This is a genomic window from Janthinobacterium sp. HH104, assembly GCF_001758715.1.
GTDB classification, from domain to species: Bacteria; Pseudomonadota; Gammaproteobacteria; order Burkholderiales; family Burkholderiaceae_D; genus Janthinobacterium; species Janthinobacterium aestuarii.
The window spans coordinates 20,477-34,963 of the sequence record NZ_LRIB01000037.1 but is presented as its reverse complement, the minus strand read 5'-3'; the positions used below and the strand labels follow the sequence as shown (position 1 = coordinate 34,963).

The following is a 14,487-nucleotide window of genomic DNA, read 5'->3' as shown; positions in this document are numbered from 1 at the left end:
AGTGTGTTGCGGCGCCTCAAAACGCGTTATGATTTTGCACACTACTGTCGTTACTTTGCCTGAAAGGATCACCATGCGCGTTGCCACTGCTGCCGCTTCCTCTTTCCCTGCTTCCTGGCGCAAGCGCGCCATGGTGCTGGCCCTGTCCGGCATCGCGCTGGCCGGGGGCACCGTCCACGCGCATGCACAGGAGGAGGCCGCCAGTCCCGCCGCCGCGATGGCGGCGCCCACGGCGGTCTTGCCCGGCGACGATTTCTATGACTACGTGAATGGCGACTGGCTGCGCAGCACGGAGATTCCCGCCGACCGCAGCAGCTGGGGCTCGTTCGCCATCCTCGCCAACGCCACCAACGAGCGCATCATCGCCCTCGTCGAAGGCCTGGCGGAGGCGCCACAGGCCGATGCCTCCGCGCGCCAGGTCAGCGATTTTTACCGTTCCTGGATCGACGAAGCGGCTATCGAGGCGAAGGGCTGGGCGCCGATCAAGCCGCTGCTGCAGAAGATCGATGGCATACGCGACCAGGCGGGACTGGCCCGCGCGCTGGGCGAAAGCCTGCGCGCCGATGTCGACCCGCTCAATTCCACCAATTTTTATACGGAAAACCTGTTCGGCCTGTGGGTGGCGCAAGATTTGAACGACACCACGCGCAATGTGGCCTATCTGCTGCAGGGCGGACTGGGCTTGCCCGACCGCGCCTTTTACCTGAGCGACAGCGCCCGCATGCAGGGCTTGCGCGCAGGCTACCAGGCGCATATCGCCGCCATGCTCAAGCAGGCCGGCTACAGCGATGCGCCGGCCCGGGCCGCGCGCGTATTTGCGCTGGAGCAGCAAATTGCCGCCAGTCACGCCAGCCGCGAGGATTCGGCCGATGTCGCCAAGGGCAATAACGCGTGGCGCGCCGCCGACTTCGCCAGCAAGGCGCCTGGGCTGGACTGGAAAGCCTTCTTCCAGGCGGCGGGCCTGGGCAAGCAGACTGATTTCATCGTCTGGCATCCGACGGCCATGACGGGCAGCGCGGCCCTGGTGGGTAGCGTGCCGCTGGCCACCTGGAAGGATTTTCTGGCCTTCCACGCGATCAACCATTTCAGCACGATCTTGCCGAAGGCGGCCGCCGACCAGCGCTTTGCTTTCTATGGCAGCGCCCTGAGCGGCACGCCGCAGCAGTCGCCGCGCAGCAAGCGCGCGCTGGCCGCGACGAATGCGGCCTTGAGCGACGCCGTCGGCAAGCTGTACGTGGAACGCTATTTCCCGCCTGAATCGAAAGCGCGCGTGCAGGAGATGGTGACGAATATCGTCGCCGCCTTCTCGCGCCGCATCGACAAGCTGGACTGGATGGCGCCGGCCACCAAGGCGCAGGCGCAGGAAAAACTCAAGACCCTGTACGTGGGCGTCGGCTATCCGGAGCGCTGGGAAAATTATGCGGGTTTGCGCGTGGTGCGCGGCGATGCGCTGGGCAATGTGCAGCGGGCGGAACAGTTCCATTACCGGCAGGAGCTGGCCAAGCTGGGCCAGTCTCCCGACCGCAAGGCCTGGGCCATGCCGGCGCAGCTGGTCAACGCCGTCAACCTGCCGCTGCAAAATGCGCTGAACTTCCCGGCCGCCATCCTGCAGCCGCCATTCTTCGATCCGGCAGCGTCCGACGCGGCCAACTACGGCGGCATCGGCGCCACCATCGGCCACGAGATCAGCCACAGTTTTGACGACCAGGGTGCGCAGTTCGACGCCCAGGGCAAGCTGCGCGACTGGTGGACGCCAGCCGACCTGGCGCATTTCCAGTCGGCCTCGAAGCAACTGGTGGCGCAGTTCGCGGCCTACAAGCCGTTTTCCGACCTGGCTGTGAATGGCCAGCTGACCCTGAGCGAAAACCTGGCCGACCTGGCCGGCGTGGCGGCCGCGCATGACGCGTTCACCCTGTCGCAGCAGGGCACGCCGGCGCAGCCGGGCGCGGACCGCGACTTCTTCACCGGTTATTGCGTCAGTTGGCGCAGCAAGGCGCGCGAAGCGGCGGCGCGCCAGCAAATCCTCACGGATGGCCATGCGCCGGCGCAATACCGCGCCGCCACCGTGCGCAACCTCGACGCCTGGTACCCGGCCTTCGACGTCAAGCCGGGGCAGCAACTGTACCTGGCACCCGAACAGCGCGTGCGCGTCTGGTAGCAAATGGTGACGGTGCCGGCGCACAGGGCGCCGGCACCGTAAAATGGCGGAACATATCGACAGGACCGCCATGAAGCCGACCCCACCGCAAGATCAGCAAGACCCCATCCACGCCATCACCGAACGCACCCTGGCCCATTACGACGCCAGCGCCGAGCAGTTTTTCGAAGGCACGCGCGACCACGACGTCAGCCAGAATATCAGCGCGCTGCTGAACGCCATCGGCCGTCCGGCGCCTGTGGAGATTCTCGACCTCGGCTGCGGCCCGGGCCGCGATCTGAAAGCGTTCACGGCCATGGGCCACCATGCCACCGGTGTCGACGGCAGCGCCCGCTTCGTCGAGATGGCGCGCGCTTACAGCGGCTGCACCGTATGGCAGCAGGATTTCGTCGACCTCGACTTGCCTGCCGCGCAGTTCGACGGCGTGTTCGCGAATGCCGTGCTGTTCCACGTGCCCAGCGCCGTCCTGCCCGGCGTGCTGCGCGCCTTGTACGCGTGCCTGAAACCGGGCGGCGTGCTGTTCAGCTCGAATCCGCGCGGGCAGAACCAGGAAGGCTGGAACGGCGCGCGCTACGGCAGCTACCACGACGAAGCGACATGGGCCGCGTACGTGCAGGCGGCCGGATTCAGCCTGGTCGAGCAGTACTACCGTCCGCACGGCTTGCCGCGCGAGCAGCAGCCTTGGCTGGCCACCGTGTGGCGCAAAGCAGGCTGATTTCGCGTCATTAGCTGATTTTTGGCATGTGTTAGGGACCGTACATAGTTTTTGCAACCTCAAGCGTAGTATGGACACATCGACACGCAGCAAGCAGTTTGCAACGGCGTGTGAGCCGCAGTACCGGCCCTTCGGGGCAGGACAACAGATGTACCAACTACAGTGAGGATTTATCATGAACAAAGATCAAGTCGAAGGTAAACTGAAGGAAGTCGGCGGTAAAATCCAGGAAGCCGCTGGCAAGGTCGTCGGCAGCGAAGAACAGCAAGCCAAGGGCCTGGCAAACCAGGTCGAAGGCAAAGTGCAGAAGAAGGTTGGCGACGTCAAGGATGCGGTCGAAACCGTCACGCGCAAGCCGTAATCTGACGCACGCATAAAAAAAACCGCCGCCTGTCGCGAGACAGGCGGCGGTTTTCATTTGCGGGTGCGCTTTACTTCGCTACGCCCAGGTTCTGCTTGAAGAACATCTCGATTTTCTTGTACACGTGGCGCTGGCCCGCGCGCGACGAGATGCCGTGCTTGGCGCCCGGGTACGTCATCAGGTCGAACTGCACGCCGCGGTTCACGAGCGCGTCGATCAAACGCGTGCTGTTGCTGAACAAGACGTTGTCGTCGGCCATGCCGTGCACCAGCAGCAGCGGCGACTTCAGGCCGTCGAGGTGGGCGAACACGGTGCTGGCCTTGTAGCCATCGACGTTTTCCTTCGGCATGCCGAGGAATTGCTCCGTGTAGTGGGTGTCGTACAGCGACCAGTCGGTCACGGGCGCTACCGAGACGCCCATGGCGATCTTGTCGGACGCTGCCGACAGAAGGCGCAGGGTCATGAAGCCGCCATAGCTCCAGCCGAATACGCCGATGCGTTTGGCATCGACGAAGCTTTGCTTGCCCAGCCAGTCGATGCCGACCAGTTGATCGGCCACTTCGGCCGCACCCAGGTTGTGGTAGATGGCGTCCGTGAACGCGCGCTCGCGGCGCGATGAACCGCGGTTATCGAGGCGGAAGACGACAAAGCCCTGCTGCGCCATGTACTGGTCGAAGTTGTTGCCCCAGCGGCGAGCCACGTGCTGCGAGTGCGGGCCGCCATACGTCGACAGGTAGACGGGGTAGCGCTTGCTTGCGTCGAAGTTCGACGGCTTGACGATGGAGTAATACAGCGTCTGGCCATCGTTGGCCTTCAAGGTGCCGTATTCGGTCGGCAGGTGGTCCGCCTTGTATTTGGCGTACGGGTGACTGGCATTCAGCGCGTTTTCTTCCAGCCAGCCCACCATGGCGCCGTCAGGACGGCGGATGCTCACCTGCGGCGGCGTGGCCGGGTCGGAATACGTATCGACGAAGACTTCGCCATTGCGCGAGAACGTCGTGTCGTGCCAGCCGTCGGCTTTCGTCACGCGCTGCGGCTTGTCGGCCGTGCTGCCATCGAGCGCCAGCGCGTAGGTCTGCTTGTCGATCACGGCGTCGCGGTTCGACGCGACGAATACCTTGCCGGTTTTCTGGTTCACGGCCAGCACGCTGTCGATGCCCCATGCGCCGGACGTGACCGGGTGCAGCAGCTTGCCGCTCATGTCGTACAAATACAGGTGATTGCGGCCCGTGCGCTCGGACGACCACAGGAAGGTGCCGTTCGACAGGAAGCGCAGGTCGTCATGGATGCTGACCCAGGTTGTCGACGTTTCCGTCAGCAGGGTGCGCTGCGCCAGCGTGGCTGCGTCGACGGCGACCAGGTCGAGGATCTTCTGGTCGCGCGACTGGCGCTGGTACACGAGCGATTTGCTGTCCGCGCTCCAGTCGGCGCGCACCAGGTAGATGTCCGGGTTCGTGCCCAGATCCACCTGGCGCTGCACGCCCGTTTCCGGCGAGACGATCAGCAGCTGCACCAGTACGTTCGGGTCGCCGGCGGCAGGGTAGCGCTGCTCGACGACGTCCGTGCGGTCGGCGAAGATTTCAAAGCGGCGCACGACGGGCACCGGTGCTTCGTCGTAGCGTTTGTAGGCGATGGCGGAATCGTCGGGGGCCCAGTAGTAGCCGGTGCGCTGGCCCATTTCTTCCTGCGCCACGAATTCGGCTTCGCCGTTGCGTATCGTGCCCTTGCCATCGGTGGTCAGCTGGCGTTCCTGGCCCGACTTCAGGTCGATCACATAGATGTTCTGGTCGCGCACGAAGGACACGTAGCGGCCTTTCGGCGAGATTTTCGGATCGAGCACATTGCCCTTGGCGACCAGGCGCGCCTTGTCCGGATGGGCCGCATCGACCAGGTACAGATTGCCGGCCAGCGGCACCAGCAGCTGCTTGCCGTCGGGCGACCAGCTGTAGCTGAGAATGCCGTTCAGGCTGGCCGTGCGTTCGCGTTCGCGGCGTGCCTGCTCTTCGGGCGAAATCGTTTCATTCGGCACCAGCGCCTTCGAGTCGACCAGGCGGTGCGTGCTCTTGTCCTTCAGCTTGAATTCCCACAGGTCGAGCTGGAACTGGTTGTCGGCGCGGCCGCGCAGGAACGTGACGCGCTCGCCGTCGGGCGAGACCTTCAGGTTGCGCACGCCGGGGCCGGCCAGCGCCGGATCGGCGTGGATGCGTTCCAGGGTCAGCTTTTCAGCCGATGCGGGAACGCTGGCCATCGCGGCCAGAAAACAAAGAATAAAACGCATGGATGTCTCGGTAGTTGGAAGGATGAAGGGCACTGCATGCATAGGCGAACTTGAGCGTTGCCTAAGCGTAAGACGATACCAGAGCATGCATGTTTATGCGATAGCCCCGGCCACGGAATATGGGCATGCCGGCCGTATTTCCTTCGTGAAAAATATCCAGGCACCATCCATTCGATGGCGCTTTGCCCGGTTCAGGCCAATATCGACCCCGTGACGACGCTCAGGCAGGCGCCGCCTATCCAGGCTTGACCATCGCGGAAGCTGACGGACACGCGGCCGTCGCGCTGCAGGCAGGTGCCCTGGCGGACGCAGTAGTCGCCACCGGCCAGCAGGTGCGCGATGCAGGCGTTGGCACTGCCCGTGACGGGGTCTTCCACCAGCGCGCCATGTTCGCTGAGCAGCGCGCGCACTTCGTAATCGGCCGGCCCGCCCGCAGCGTGCGGGCCGTACAGCGCCAGGCCGTCCGCTCCGGCTGCGGCCAGCAAGGCCGTCAGCGATGCGATATCGACACGCACGGCCAGGCAGGCGGCGGCGCTTGCCAGCGACACGCATAGCCAGCGGATGCCCATGTCGACGACGGTGCCGGCAGCGGCCGGCGTGCCGCCCAGCGCGGTTTGCAGCAGCGGCAGCAGAGTGGGTTTGAGCGCGCGCGCCGTGCACGGCGGCGCCTGGAACGCCAGCCCGGCGCCCGCCTGCCGCTCGATCTGCACGAGGCCGACGCCGCATTCCTGCACGATGCGCGCGCCTTTCGGCTGCATGCCCGAGTCGAGCAGGGCGTGCGCCGTGCCCAGGGTCGGGTGGCCGGCGAACGGGAATTCCATCTCGGGCGAAAAAATCCGCACGCGGTAGTCGGCTGCCGGGTCGCACGGCGCCAGCACGAAGGTGGTTTCCGACAGGCCCGTCCAGCGCGCGATGGCCTGCATCTGCGCGGTATCGAGGCCGTCGGCGTCGAGCACGACGGCCAGCGGATTGCCCATGAAGGGCACCTTGCTGAACACATCGACTTGCCTGAAGGGGCGCGGCTGCGGCATGGCGGATTCCTTGAAAGTTATGGCGCTGCGCGTAGGCGCTGCAGCGACAGCCGGTTCAGATACCAGGTCAGCAGCACGGCGGCCACCGTCAAGCCCGTGACGAGGCCGATCCAGAAACCGGCGGCGGCCATCGGTTCGGCCGGCGACCAGATGAAGCCAGCTGGCGCGAGGCCCAGTACATAGCCGATCGGCAGCGAGAAGCCCCAGAAGGCCAGCAGCTGGATCAGCATCGGCTGGCGCGTCACCTTGTAGCCGCGGATGGCGCAGGACGTGGCCACCTGCGTCGCGTCGGACAGCTGGAACAGGGCGGCGAACAGCAGCAGCTGCGCGCACAGCGCCTGCACCTGCGGGTCGGACGTGTAGGCTTGCGCGATCTGGTGGCGGAAGAGGGTGATGACGGCGGCCGAGACGATGGCCGCCGTCAGCGACATGGCCACGCCCACCCACGAAATGAAACGGGCCTTGCGCAAATTGGCTTCGCCCACGGCATGGCCCACGCGCGTGACCAGCGCGATGCCAAACGTGAGCGGCACCATGAAGACGACGGACGAGAAATTCAGGGCAATCTGGTGCGCCGACACCTGGATCACGCCGAAGCGCGCGACCAGCAGGCTGATGACGCCAAAGGCGCTCACTTCGGCAAAGTAGGTGACGCCGATGGGCAGGCCCAGGCGCAGCATGGGGCCGATGGACGACAGCTCGGGCCATTCCCAGTGCGTGAATGGATACGTGGCGCGGTAGGCGGGCGCGATCCTGATCCAGGCCAGCATGGCCAGCAGCATCATCCATACGCAGCAGGTGGTGGCCACGGCGCAGCCCACGCCACCGAGCTTCGGCATGCCCCAGTGGCCGTAGATCAGCAGGTAGTTGACGAAAATGTTCAGCGCCAGCGCGGCCAGCGCGATCACCATCACGGGCTTGGTCTGGTTGATGCTGGTGCTGTAGCCGTACAGCGCGCGGTAGGCGGCGAACGGCGGCAGCGCGCAGCTGATGATGTGCACGAACAGCTTGGCCTTGGCTGCGACGGCCGGTTCGAGCATCAGATGGTCGAACACGAGCGCCGCCATGTTCGTCAGCAGACAGGCGACCAGGCCCACGAGCAGCGCCTTCCACAGCGACTGGCGCACGATGTGCGGCACCCGGTCGTGGCGCGCGGCGCCGATTTCATGCGCCACCAGGGTATTGATCGCCATCATGATGCCGCTCACGGTGACGAGCACGATGGACCAGATGGCCGCACCCAGCGACACGGCCGCCAGTTCCTCGGGATTCGTATGGCCCGTCATCGCCACGTCGGCCGCGCCCATGCCGACGGTGGCCAGCTGGCCGATCAGGATGGGCCAGGCCAGCTTCCACAGTGACGAGACTTCAGTGCGGATGGCGGGCAGGGTGAACGAGGTAGTGTGTGGCATGGGCGGAAAGCTTGACTAAACACAAGATTCTACCGGCATTCGCCGTGCTTGTCCGCCGTGGCGCCCCGGGCGCTCGGGCGCGGTAATCATTTGTTACAGCTAAGTGGGCCAGTCGCGGATAGACTGCGCGCTCTATTTGGCAAAATGACCAAATAGTCAACCGCAGTACCCTGACTATGGAGCAAGACCATGCTGAGACACACCCTGAACTGCGCGCTGTTGCTGGGCGCCGCCATGACGGCCGAACTGGCCGGCGCCGGCGAACTGACCCTGTATTCGCGCGACGACTATCACGGCCGCTCGCAGACCGTGCGCGATGCCGTCGCCGACCTCGAAGACGTCCGTTTCAACGACACGACGCAAAGCATCCGCGTGCGCTCGGGCCGCTGGGAAGCGTGCGAGGAAGCCGATTTCCGCGGCGATTGCTTCCTGCTCGAGGCGGGCGAGTATCCGTCGCTCGATGACCGCGCCAACAAGATCACGTCGTTGCGCGAAGTGCGCGGCGGCTGGGGTGGGCATCCTGGCCGCGATCGCGATCGGGATCGTCACTGGGAACGCGACCGGGAGCGCGGCCATTTGCCAGGGCGCTCGCTGGGCGGCGAACTGACCTTCTATACGCGCGATGATTTCGCCGGCCGCAGCTTGAGCGTGCGCAACGCTTCAGCCGACTTGCGCGAGCGCGACTTCAACGACACGGTGCAAAGCGTGCGCGTGCGCTCCGGCTACTGGGAAGTGTGCGAGGACGTGGGCTTCCGTGGCCGCTGCCGTACCTTGGAACCGGGCGAGTACGCGAGCCTGGAGCGCATGAGCAACCGCATCTCGTCGGTGCGCGAAGTGCGCTGATGCGGGTCAGTTAGCATCTCAAATTGCAATAACCGGTTCGTGCAGAGCCGGCTATTGCTTTTGGTAACAATTTATTGTGCTTTTCCCATACTTTGTTACACCGTTTTTTCTACGGATGGCTACACTGACATCAGTTGTCATGTCGATCACTTGCCTTTGCCGCCACCGGAGACCTTCCATGAATCGCCCGTTCGCCTTTGCTCTGCTGTGCGCCAGTTCGCTGTTTGTCCATCTCGCGGCGCAGGCCGGCGAGATCCGCCTGTACACCGATGACAATTTCAAGGGAAGGGTCGTGGTCTTGCGCGATACGACGGACGACTTGTCGCGCGTCAATTTCAATGACACCGTCTCGAGCATCCAGGTCGATTCGGGCAGCTGGGAAGTGTGCACGCATGGCGATTTCAAGGGCGATTGCAAGACGCTGCAACGGGGCGACTACCGCTCGATGCCGGGCATGAACGATAAAATTTCATCCGTGCGCGAAATCGGCGCCGGGCAGGGCGGTGGCAGCGGCAATGGACGCCGCGCGGCGCTGGAGCTGTACGCCGGCGGCGGCCAGCGCGGCGCGTCGGCGGGCGTGAATGCGGACCGCGACGACCTGGTCGACATCGGCTTCAACGACCGCGCCAGCAGCGCGCGCGTCGAGTACGGCTACTGGCAGCTGTGCAGCGATTCCAACTACCATGGCAGCTGCCGCGTATTCGGGCCTGGCAGCCACGATGACCTGGGCAGCCTGAATGGGCGCGTGTCATCGGCGCGCCTGGTCGATCCGCGCGAGGAGAACCGTCCGCAAAATGACGAGGGCCTGGTGGTGCTGTATGGCCGCGCGTTCCTCAAGGGGCGGAGGCTGCAGGTGAACCGCGACGTCAGCGACCTGGTGCTCCTGAACTTCAACGACCAGGCCGAATCCATCGCCATCAACGAAGGCACCTGGGAAGTCTGCACCAACTCGCAGTTCAACGGCACCTGCGAGCGCATGGGGCCGGGCAGGTATGAAGTGCTGGACACGGCGCTCGACAAGCGCATTTCCTCGCTGCGCCGCCTGTACTGAACGCGCGATCGGACCTTCCCTGCGGGCTGGCACTTGTTACAATGGCATCCTGGCGTTTTGCCAGGCAAATCATCACCAAAGAATGAAGAATGGAGTTAATCATGACGGGCCCTTTCAAACACACGCTGGCATGCGCGGCCACCTTGCTGCTCTCGCTGGGGGCCCATGCGGCCGCCCATGCGGGCGATATCACCTTGTTCGAAGACGTTGATCTGCGTGGCCGCGCAGTGAACCTGCGCGAGACGACGGACGATCTGTCGCGCATGGGCTTCAACGACAAGGCGTCGAGCATCCTGGTGCGTTCGGGTACCTGGGACGTGTGTACCGATGCCGGTTTCCGCGGCAATTGCCGCACCCTGGGGCCGGGCGAATACCGCTCGATGCCGGGCATGAACGACGCCATCAGTTCGGTGCGCGAGTCGGGGCGCGGCGATGGCTACAACCCGGGGCGTCCCGGACGCGATCCCGACCGGGGCCATGGCGGCGGCTATGGCCGTGGCGGCACCCTGGAAGTGTATTCGGGCGCGGGCCAGAATGGCGGCTCGGCGCGCCTGAACCGCGACACGGACGATTTCGTCAATATCGGTTTCAACGACCGCACCAGCAGCATCGTCGTCTATAACGGCTACTGGCAGCTGTGCAGCGATTCGAACTACAACGGCGTATGCCGCATCTTCGGCCCTGGCCGCCACGACGACCTGGGACGCGGCCTCGATGGGCGCGTCTCGTCGGCGCGCATGGTCGACGAGCGCGAAGCGCGCCGCCAGCAGCAGTACGATAACCAGTACCAGCGGCCGCAGTACGATCAGCCGCAATATCCGCAATACCAGCAGCCGCAGTACCAGCAGCGCGGCGCCGTGCTGCTGTTCCCCGAAGCGGGCATGCGCGGCGAACCGCTGGCGCTGGACCGCAATGCGGAAGACCTGGTGCGCTACAACTTCAACGACCGCGCCTCGTCCATCGTCGTCAACGATGGCCAGTGGGAAGTGTGCAGCGACTCGAACTTCCATGGCCGCTGCGAAGTGATCGGGCCGGGCGAATACGGCCGCCTGAACGCCATGGAAAACCAGATTTCCTCGCTGCGCCGCGTACGCTGATTCCTTCCTGCGCCGCGTTGACAGGCCGCCTGCCGGGTTCATCCCGCCAGGCGGTTTTTACATTCGCTGCCGTGCGCTGACATTTGCTTGCCCTTTGTTACACTCGCCGCCTGCCGCCTGGTCTACACTGGCGAAAATGTCATCAGTATTGGAGTTGTCATGGTTTTATCTTTCCGGCCCGCGCTGTTGTGCGCCGCCACCTTGCTCGCCCCCCTTGCCGCATCCGCGGGCGAAATCACCCTGTTCGAGGACGCCGGTTTCCGCGGCCGCCCCGTGACCCTGCGTTACGACACGGGCGACCTGTCGCGCATGGGCTTTAACGACAAGACCTCGAGCATCATCGTGCGCTCGGGCACGTGGGAAGTGTGCAAGGACGCCAATTACCGTGGCAACTGCCGTACCTTCGGACCTGGCCGCTACGGCAGCATGCCGGGCATGAACGACGCCGTTTCCTCCGTGCGCGAAGTGGGCCGCCCGGGCCATGGCGGCGGCGACCACCGACCGTATCCGCCGCGCCCCCCGCGTCCTGAGCCGGAGCGCCCCTATCCCGGTTATCCGGGCCACGGCGGCGGCCACCGTCCCGACGCGAATGGCGCCGTGCTGCTGTTCCCCGACGCCGGCATGCGCGGCCGCCCCGTGCGCCTGGACCGCGAAGTGCACGACTTGAGCCGCTATGGTTTCAATGACCGCGCCGAATCGGTCGTCGTCAATTACGGCCGCTGGGAATTCTGCGTCGACGCCAACTTCCGCGGCCGCTGCGTGGTGATGGGACCAGGCAGCTACGGCCGCCTGCACGGTGGCCTCGACCGCCGCATTTCTTCGGTGCGCCGCGTGCGCTGATCCCGCCGCCGGGCGGCGCTGTATTGTGCGCACGCTGTCCTTTGACCAATTCGTGTACTCTTCCCATAGGCACTTCAACCATGGGGAGCAGGCACGGTGGAATACAAGGACTACTACAAGGAACTTGGCGTCGAGAAGACGGCGTCCGAGGCCGATATCAAGAAAGCGTACCGCAAACTGGTGCGCAAATACCATCCCGATGTCAGCAAGGAGCCGGACGCCGACAAGCGCACCAAGGCCCTGAACGAGGCCTACGGCGTGCTGGGCGACGCGGAAAAGCGCGCGGCCTACGATGAATTGGGCCGCAACCAGGGCGCGCAAGGCCAGCCCTTCCGTCCACCGCCGGACTGGGGTGCGGGCTACGAATCGTCGGGCGCCGACGACAGCGATTTCTTTGCCGACCTGTTCGCCCACGTGGGCGGACGGCGCCGCGCCAACAGCACCTTCCAGATGCAGGGCGAGGACAGCCACGCCGCCATCACCATCGACCTGCAGGACAGCTACCAGGGCGCCAAGCGCCACATCGTCATGCGCGTGCCCGAAGCGGATGCGCAAGGCCACGTGGTGACGCGCGAGCGCACCCTGGAAGTGACGATACCGAAAGGCGTCACGGAAGGCCAGCAGCTGCGCATGAAGGGACAGGGCAATCCCGGCAGCGGCGGCGCGCCCGCCGGCGATTTATACCTGGAAATCCGCTTCCGTCCCGATGCGCGCTACAAGGTGGAAGGGCGCGACGTCTTCGAGACGGTGCCCGTCACGCCATGGGAAGCGGCGCTGGGCGGCGACATCGACGTGCCCACGCCATCGGGCACGGTGACCGTCACCGTGCCGCCCAATTCGCAGACGGGGCGCAAGCTGCGCCTGAAGGGACGCGGCATTCCCGCCGCCCAGCCGGGCGACCTGTATCTGCTGCTGGAAGTGGTGCTGCCGCCGGCGAACGACGACAAGGCGCGCGAACTGTATGCAACCATGGCGCGCGAGATGGCTTTCAATCCGCGCCAGAAGCTGGGAGGCTAGATCATGACAAACAAGGTAATTGGCGAATTGCTGGAAGACCGTGCCCTGAGCCTGGAAGAGCTGGCGCGCGCCTGCGCCGTGGAGCCGGACTGGGTGGTGCAGCACGTGCGGACGGGTGTGCTGCTGCAGGACGGCCCGCCGGCGGGCCAGCTGACGGCCTGGCGCTTCACGAGCCTGGACCTGGTGCGCGCGCGCCGCCTGCATGAAATCGAATCCGTGTTCGACGCGAACGCCGAACTGGCCGCGCTGGTGGTCGACCTGTCGGAAGAAGTGGCGCGCCTGCGCCGGCGCCTGCACGTGCTGGGCGTCGAGTAGTCCTCAGGCAGGATCGCCGTGCCGCTGCACGGTGATCCTGCCGATATAAAACTGCCCGTCGACGACGACGCGGTGCGGTATGCCGGCCACGTCGAAGCCGGGGCCGCCGTCTTCCATCCATTCCTGCGCCAGCGAGTCGAACTGCTGCGGCGTCATGCGCAGCATCTGCGCCGTGATGACGAAGCGCGCGCCAGGTTTTTGTTTGTTGACGAAGTCGTCGATGCCGGCCATGGTGAATCCTTGTAACTGAAAGTTGACTCCGGGTTGACTCTGTTAACGGCCGGGGTCAGACCCCCGGAAACGTTGGCACTGAGCCTTGCGTTAGCGGTGTTGAGGGTCTGACCCCAGACTTCCGCCGCGGGTTACTATCATACCTTCACTCTCGCTTAACTAGAACCCTGCCTCTGGCAGCAACGGCAACTGCTCCGCAAACCGCTCCGTCAGCCACTTGCCCGCCTGCCCCGGCGGCGTGTCGGCGCGCTGGATCAAATAAATCGGGTAATTCTCGCCATTGTCGACGGCCAGCGGCAGGTGCACCAAACGGCCTTCGGCCAGGTCCTCGCGTACCATCGCTTCGGGCATGTTGCCCCAGCCCAGGCCCGCGCGCAGCAGCGCGTGCTTGGAGCCGAGGTCGCCCAGGCGCCAGTTGCGCAATCCCAGCACGCCGAAATCCTGGCCCTCCGTGAGCACGCTGCGGTCGCTGAGCACCAGCTGCACGTGTTCGCGCGCCACGCTCGAGGCAATCGGCCCTGCCAGCTGCGCCAGCGCGTGGCTGGGCGCGGCCACGGGAATCAGGCGCACATGGCCGACGGCCATACGCTCGAAGACGCTGGCCGTGGCCGTCATCCAGCCACCGAGGCCGATGTGGCAGCTGCCATCCATCACCAGTTGCGCCACGGCGCCCATCGCTTCGATGCGCAAACGCAGGGCGACGGTGGGGAACTGCGCCTGGAACGCCTCGAGCACGCGCACCAGCACGCAGGTGGGAAACATCACGTCGACCACCACCGATACTTCCGCCTCGAGCCCGCCGGCCAGTGCCTTGGCCCGCGCGCGCATGCCATCGACCTTCAGGGCCACGGCGCGCGCATCGGCCAGCAGAGCCTTGCCCGCGTCCGTCAGCGTGGGCTTGCGCTTGCCGCGGTCGAGCAGCACCACGTTCAGCTGTTCTTCCAGGTTGGCGATGGTGTAGCTGATTACCGATTGCGTGCGGTGCAGCTGGCGCGCCGCGTGGGCGAAACCGCCTGCGTCGATGACGGCGACGAAGACGCGCAACTGGTCGAGCGAAGGCTGGCCCGGTTCTCTCATGATAACTCCATATCTAAAAATTCGATGCTAACCATTTATTTTTACACGGTTTCATCGATGG

Annotated in this window: 14 protein-coding genes; 9 read left to right on the top strand and 5 right to left on the bottom strand. The window is 65.0% G+C overall.

Translation table 11 applies throughout. The features are described from left to right. Nucleotides 1–73: 73 nt before the first annotated feature. The 3 genes from JAB6_RS16560 to JAB6_RS16550 all read left to right on the top strand — a co-directional run bounded on the left by JAB6_RS16560 (nucleotide 74) and on the right by JAB6_RS16550 (nucleotide 3,234). Nucleotides 74–2,158 carry a M13 family metallopeptidase gene (locus tag JAB6_RS16560; protein ID WP_070303671.1) on the top strand — a complete coding sequence of 695 codons (2,085 nt, stop codon included), beginning with the start codon at nucleotides 74–76 and terminating at the stop codon, nucleotides 2,156–2,158. A 70-nt stretch (nucleotides 2,159–2,228) separates the two neighbouring features. After that, a complete protein-coding gene (locus JAB6_RS16555) occupies nucleotides 2,229–2,873 on the top strand; it encodes a methyltransferase domain-containing protein (protein ID WP_070303700.1) in 645 nt (214 codons plus the stop codon). Between the two features lie 175 nt (nucleotides 2,874–3,048). Next, a complete protein-coding gene (locus JAB6_RS16550; RefSeq protein WP_034759763.1) occupies nucleotides 3,049–3,234 on the top strand; it encodes a CsbD family protein in 186 nt (61 codons plus the stop codon). 70 nt (nucleotides 3,235–3,304) lie between these two features. Here the strand turns inward: JAB6_RS16550 and JAB6_RS16545 are convergent, their stop codons facing one another. From JAB6_RS16545 to JAB6_RS16535, 3 genes are all read right to left on the bottom strand, one after another. Further along, nucleotides 3,305–5,512, bottom strand: coding sequence for a S9 family peptidase (locus JAB6_RS16545; RefSeq protein WP_070303670.1), 2,208 nt, complete (start codon nucleotides 5,510–5,512; stop codon nucleotides 3,305–3,307). 191 nt (nucleotides 5,513–5,703) lie between these two features. Further along, nucleotides 5,704–6,543: a PhzF family phenazine biosynthesis protein gene (locus JAB6_RS16540; protein WP_070303669.1), complete on the bottom strand. Its 840-nt coding sequence runs from the start codon at nucleotides 6,541–6,543 to the stop codon at nucleotides 5,704–5,706. A gap of 17 nt (nucleotides 6,544–6,560) precedes the next feature. Continuing rightward, the gene (locus tag JAB6_RS16535; protein WP_070303668.1) at nucleotides 6,561–7,955 is read right to left on the bottom strand and encodes an MATE family efflux transporter; all 1,395 of its coding nucleotides are present in this window, start codon (nucleotides 7,953–7,955) and stop codon (nucleotides 6,561–6,563) included. 189 nt (nucleotides 7,956–8,144) lie between these two features. Here JAB6_RS16535 and JAB6_RS16530 point away from each other — a divergent pair, with 189 nt between their 5' ends. From JAB6_RS16530 to JAB6_RS16505, 6 genes are all read left to right on the top strand, one after another. Beyond that, nucleotides 8,145–8,798: a beta/gamma crystallin family protein gene (locus JAB6_RS16530; RefSeq protein WP_081368163.1), complete on the top strand. Its 654-nt coding sequence runs from the start codon at nucleotides 8,145–8,147 to the stop codon at nucleotides 8,796–8,798. 178 nt (nucleotides 8,799–8,976) lie between these two features. Beyond that, nucleotides 8,977–9,849, top strand: a complete 873-nt coding sequence (locus tag JAB6_RS16525; RefSeq protein ID WP_070303667.1) for a beta/gamma crystallin-related protein — start codon at nucleotides 8,977–8,979, stop codon at nucleotides 9,847–9,849. 101 nt (nucleotides 9,850–9,950) lie between these two features. After that, nucleotides 9,951–10,946, top strand: coding sequence for a beta/gamma crystallin-related protein (locus tag JAB6_RS16520; protein ID WP_070303666.1), 996 nt, complete (start codon nucleotides 9,951–9,953; stop codon nucleotides 10,944–10,946). A gap of 159 nt (nucleotides 10,947–11,105) precedes the next feature. After that, nucleotides 11,106–11,786 (top strand): beta/gamma crystallin-related protein, encoded by a 681-nt coding sequence (locus JAB6_RS16515; protein ID WP_070303665.1) that lies wholly within the window; start codon nucleotides 11,106–11,108, stop codon nucleotides 11,784–11,786. 96 nt (nucleotides 11,787–11,882) lie between these two features. Further along, nucleotides 11,883–12,803: a DnaJ C-terminal domain-containing protein gene (locus JAB6_RS16510; protein WP_070303664.1), complete on the top strand. Its 921-nt coding sequence runs from the start codon at nucleotides 11,883–11,885 to the stop codon at nucleotides 12,801–12,803. 3 nt (nucleotides 12,804–12,806) lie between these two features. Then, a complete protein-coding gene (locus JAB6_RS16505) occupies nucleotides 12,807–13,118 on the top strand; it encodes a MerR family transcriptional regulator (RefSeq protein ID WP_070303663.1) in 312 nt (103 codons plus the stop codon). A gap of 3 nt (nucleotides 13,119–13,121) precedes the next feature. Here the strand turns inward: JAB6_RS16505 and JAB6_RS16500 are convergent, their stop codons facing one another. Together JAB6_RS16500 and JAB6_RS16495 are read right to left on the bottom strand one after the other, a co-directional pair. Beyond that, nucleotides 13,122–13,349: a hypothetical protein gene (locus JAB6_RS16500; protein WP_034759733.1), complete on the bottom strand. Its 228-nt coding sequence runs from the start codon at nucleotides 13,347–13,349 to the stop codon at nucleotides 13,122–13,124. 159 nt (nucleotides 13,350–13,508) lie between these two features. After that, the gene (locus tag JAB6_RS16495; RefSeq protein ID WP_034759729.1) at nucleotides 13,509–14,426 is read right to left on the bottom strand and encodes a LysR family transcriptional regulator; all 918 of its coding nucleotides are present in this window, start codon (nucleotides 14,424–14,426) and stop codon (nucleotides 13,509–13,511) included. Nucleotides 14,427–14,487 lie beyond the last annotated feature (61 nt).

Coding starts and splice junctions, on each gene's coding strand:
- JAB6_RS16535 (WP_070303668.1), bottom strand. CDS start 7,955: ATGCCACACACTACCTCGTTCACCCTGCCCGCCATCCGCACTGAAGTC.
- JAB6_RS16515 (WP_070303665.1), top strand. CDS start 11,106: ATGGTTTTATCTTTCCGGCCCGCGCTGTTGTGCGCCGCCACCTTGCTC.
- JAB6_RS16550 (WP_034759763.1), top strand. CDS start 3,049: ATGAACAAAGATCAAGTCGAAGGTAAACTGAAGGAAGTCGGCGGTAAA.
- JAB6_RS16530 (WP_081368163.1), top strand. CDS start 8,145: ATGCTGAGACACACCCTGAACTGCGCGCTGTTGCTGGGCGCCGCCATG.
- JAB6_RS16555 (WP_070303700.1), top strand. CDS start 2,229: ATGAAGCCGACCCCACCGCAAGATCAGCAAGACCCCATCCACGCCATC.
- JAB6_RS16495 (WP_034759729.1), bottom strand. CDS start 14,426: ATGAGAGAACCGGGCCAGCCTTCGCTCGACCAGTTGCGCGTCTTCGTC.
- JAB6_RS16545 (WP_070303670.1), bottom strand. CDS start 5,512: ATGCGTTTTATTCTTTGTTTTCTGGCCGCGATGGCCAGCGTTCCCGCA.
- JAB6_RS16525 (WP_070303667.1), top strand. CDS start 8,977: ATGAATCGCCCGTTCGCCTTTGCTCTGCTGTGCGCCAGTTCGCTGTTT.
- JAB6_RS16540 (WP_070303669.1), bottom strand. CDS start 6,543: ATGCCGCAGCCGCGCCCCTTCAGGCAAGTCGATGTGTTCAGCAAGGTG.
- JAB6_RS16505 (WP_070303663.1), top strand. CDS start 12,807: ATGACAAACAAGGTAATTGGCGAATTGCTGGAAGACCGTGCCCTGAGC.
- JAB6_RS16500 (WP_034759733.1), bottom strand. CDS start 13,349: ATGGCCGGCATCGACGACTTCGTCAACAAACAAAAACCTGGCGCGCGC.
- JAB6_RS16560 (WP_070303671.1), top strand. CDS start 74: ATGCGCGTTGCCACTGCTGCCGCTTCCTCTTTCCCTGCTTCCTGGCGC.
- JAB6_RS16520 (WP_070303666.1), top strand. CDS start 9,951: ATGACGGGCCCTTTCAAACACACGCTGGCATGCGCGGCCACCTTGCTG.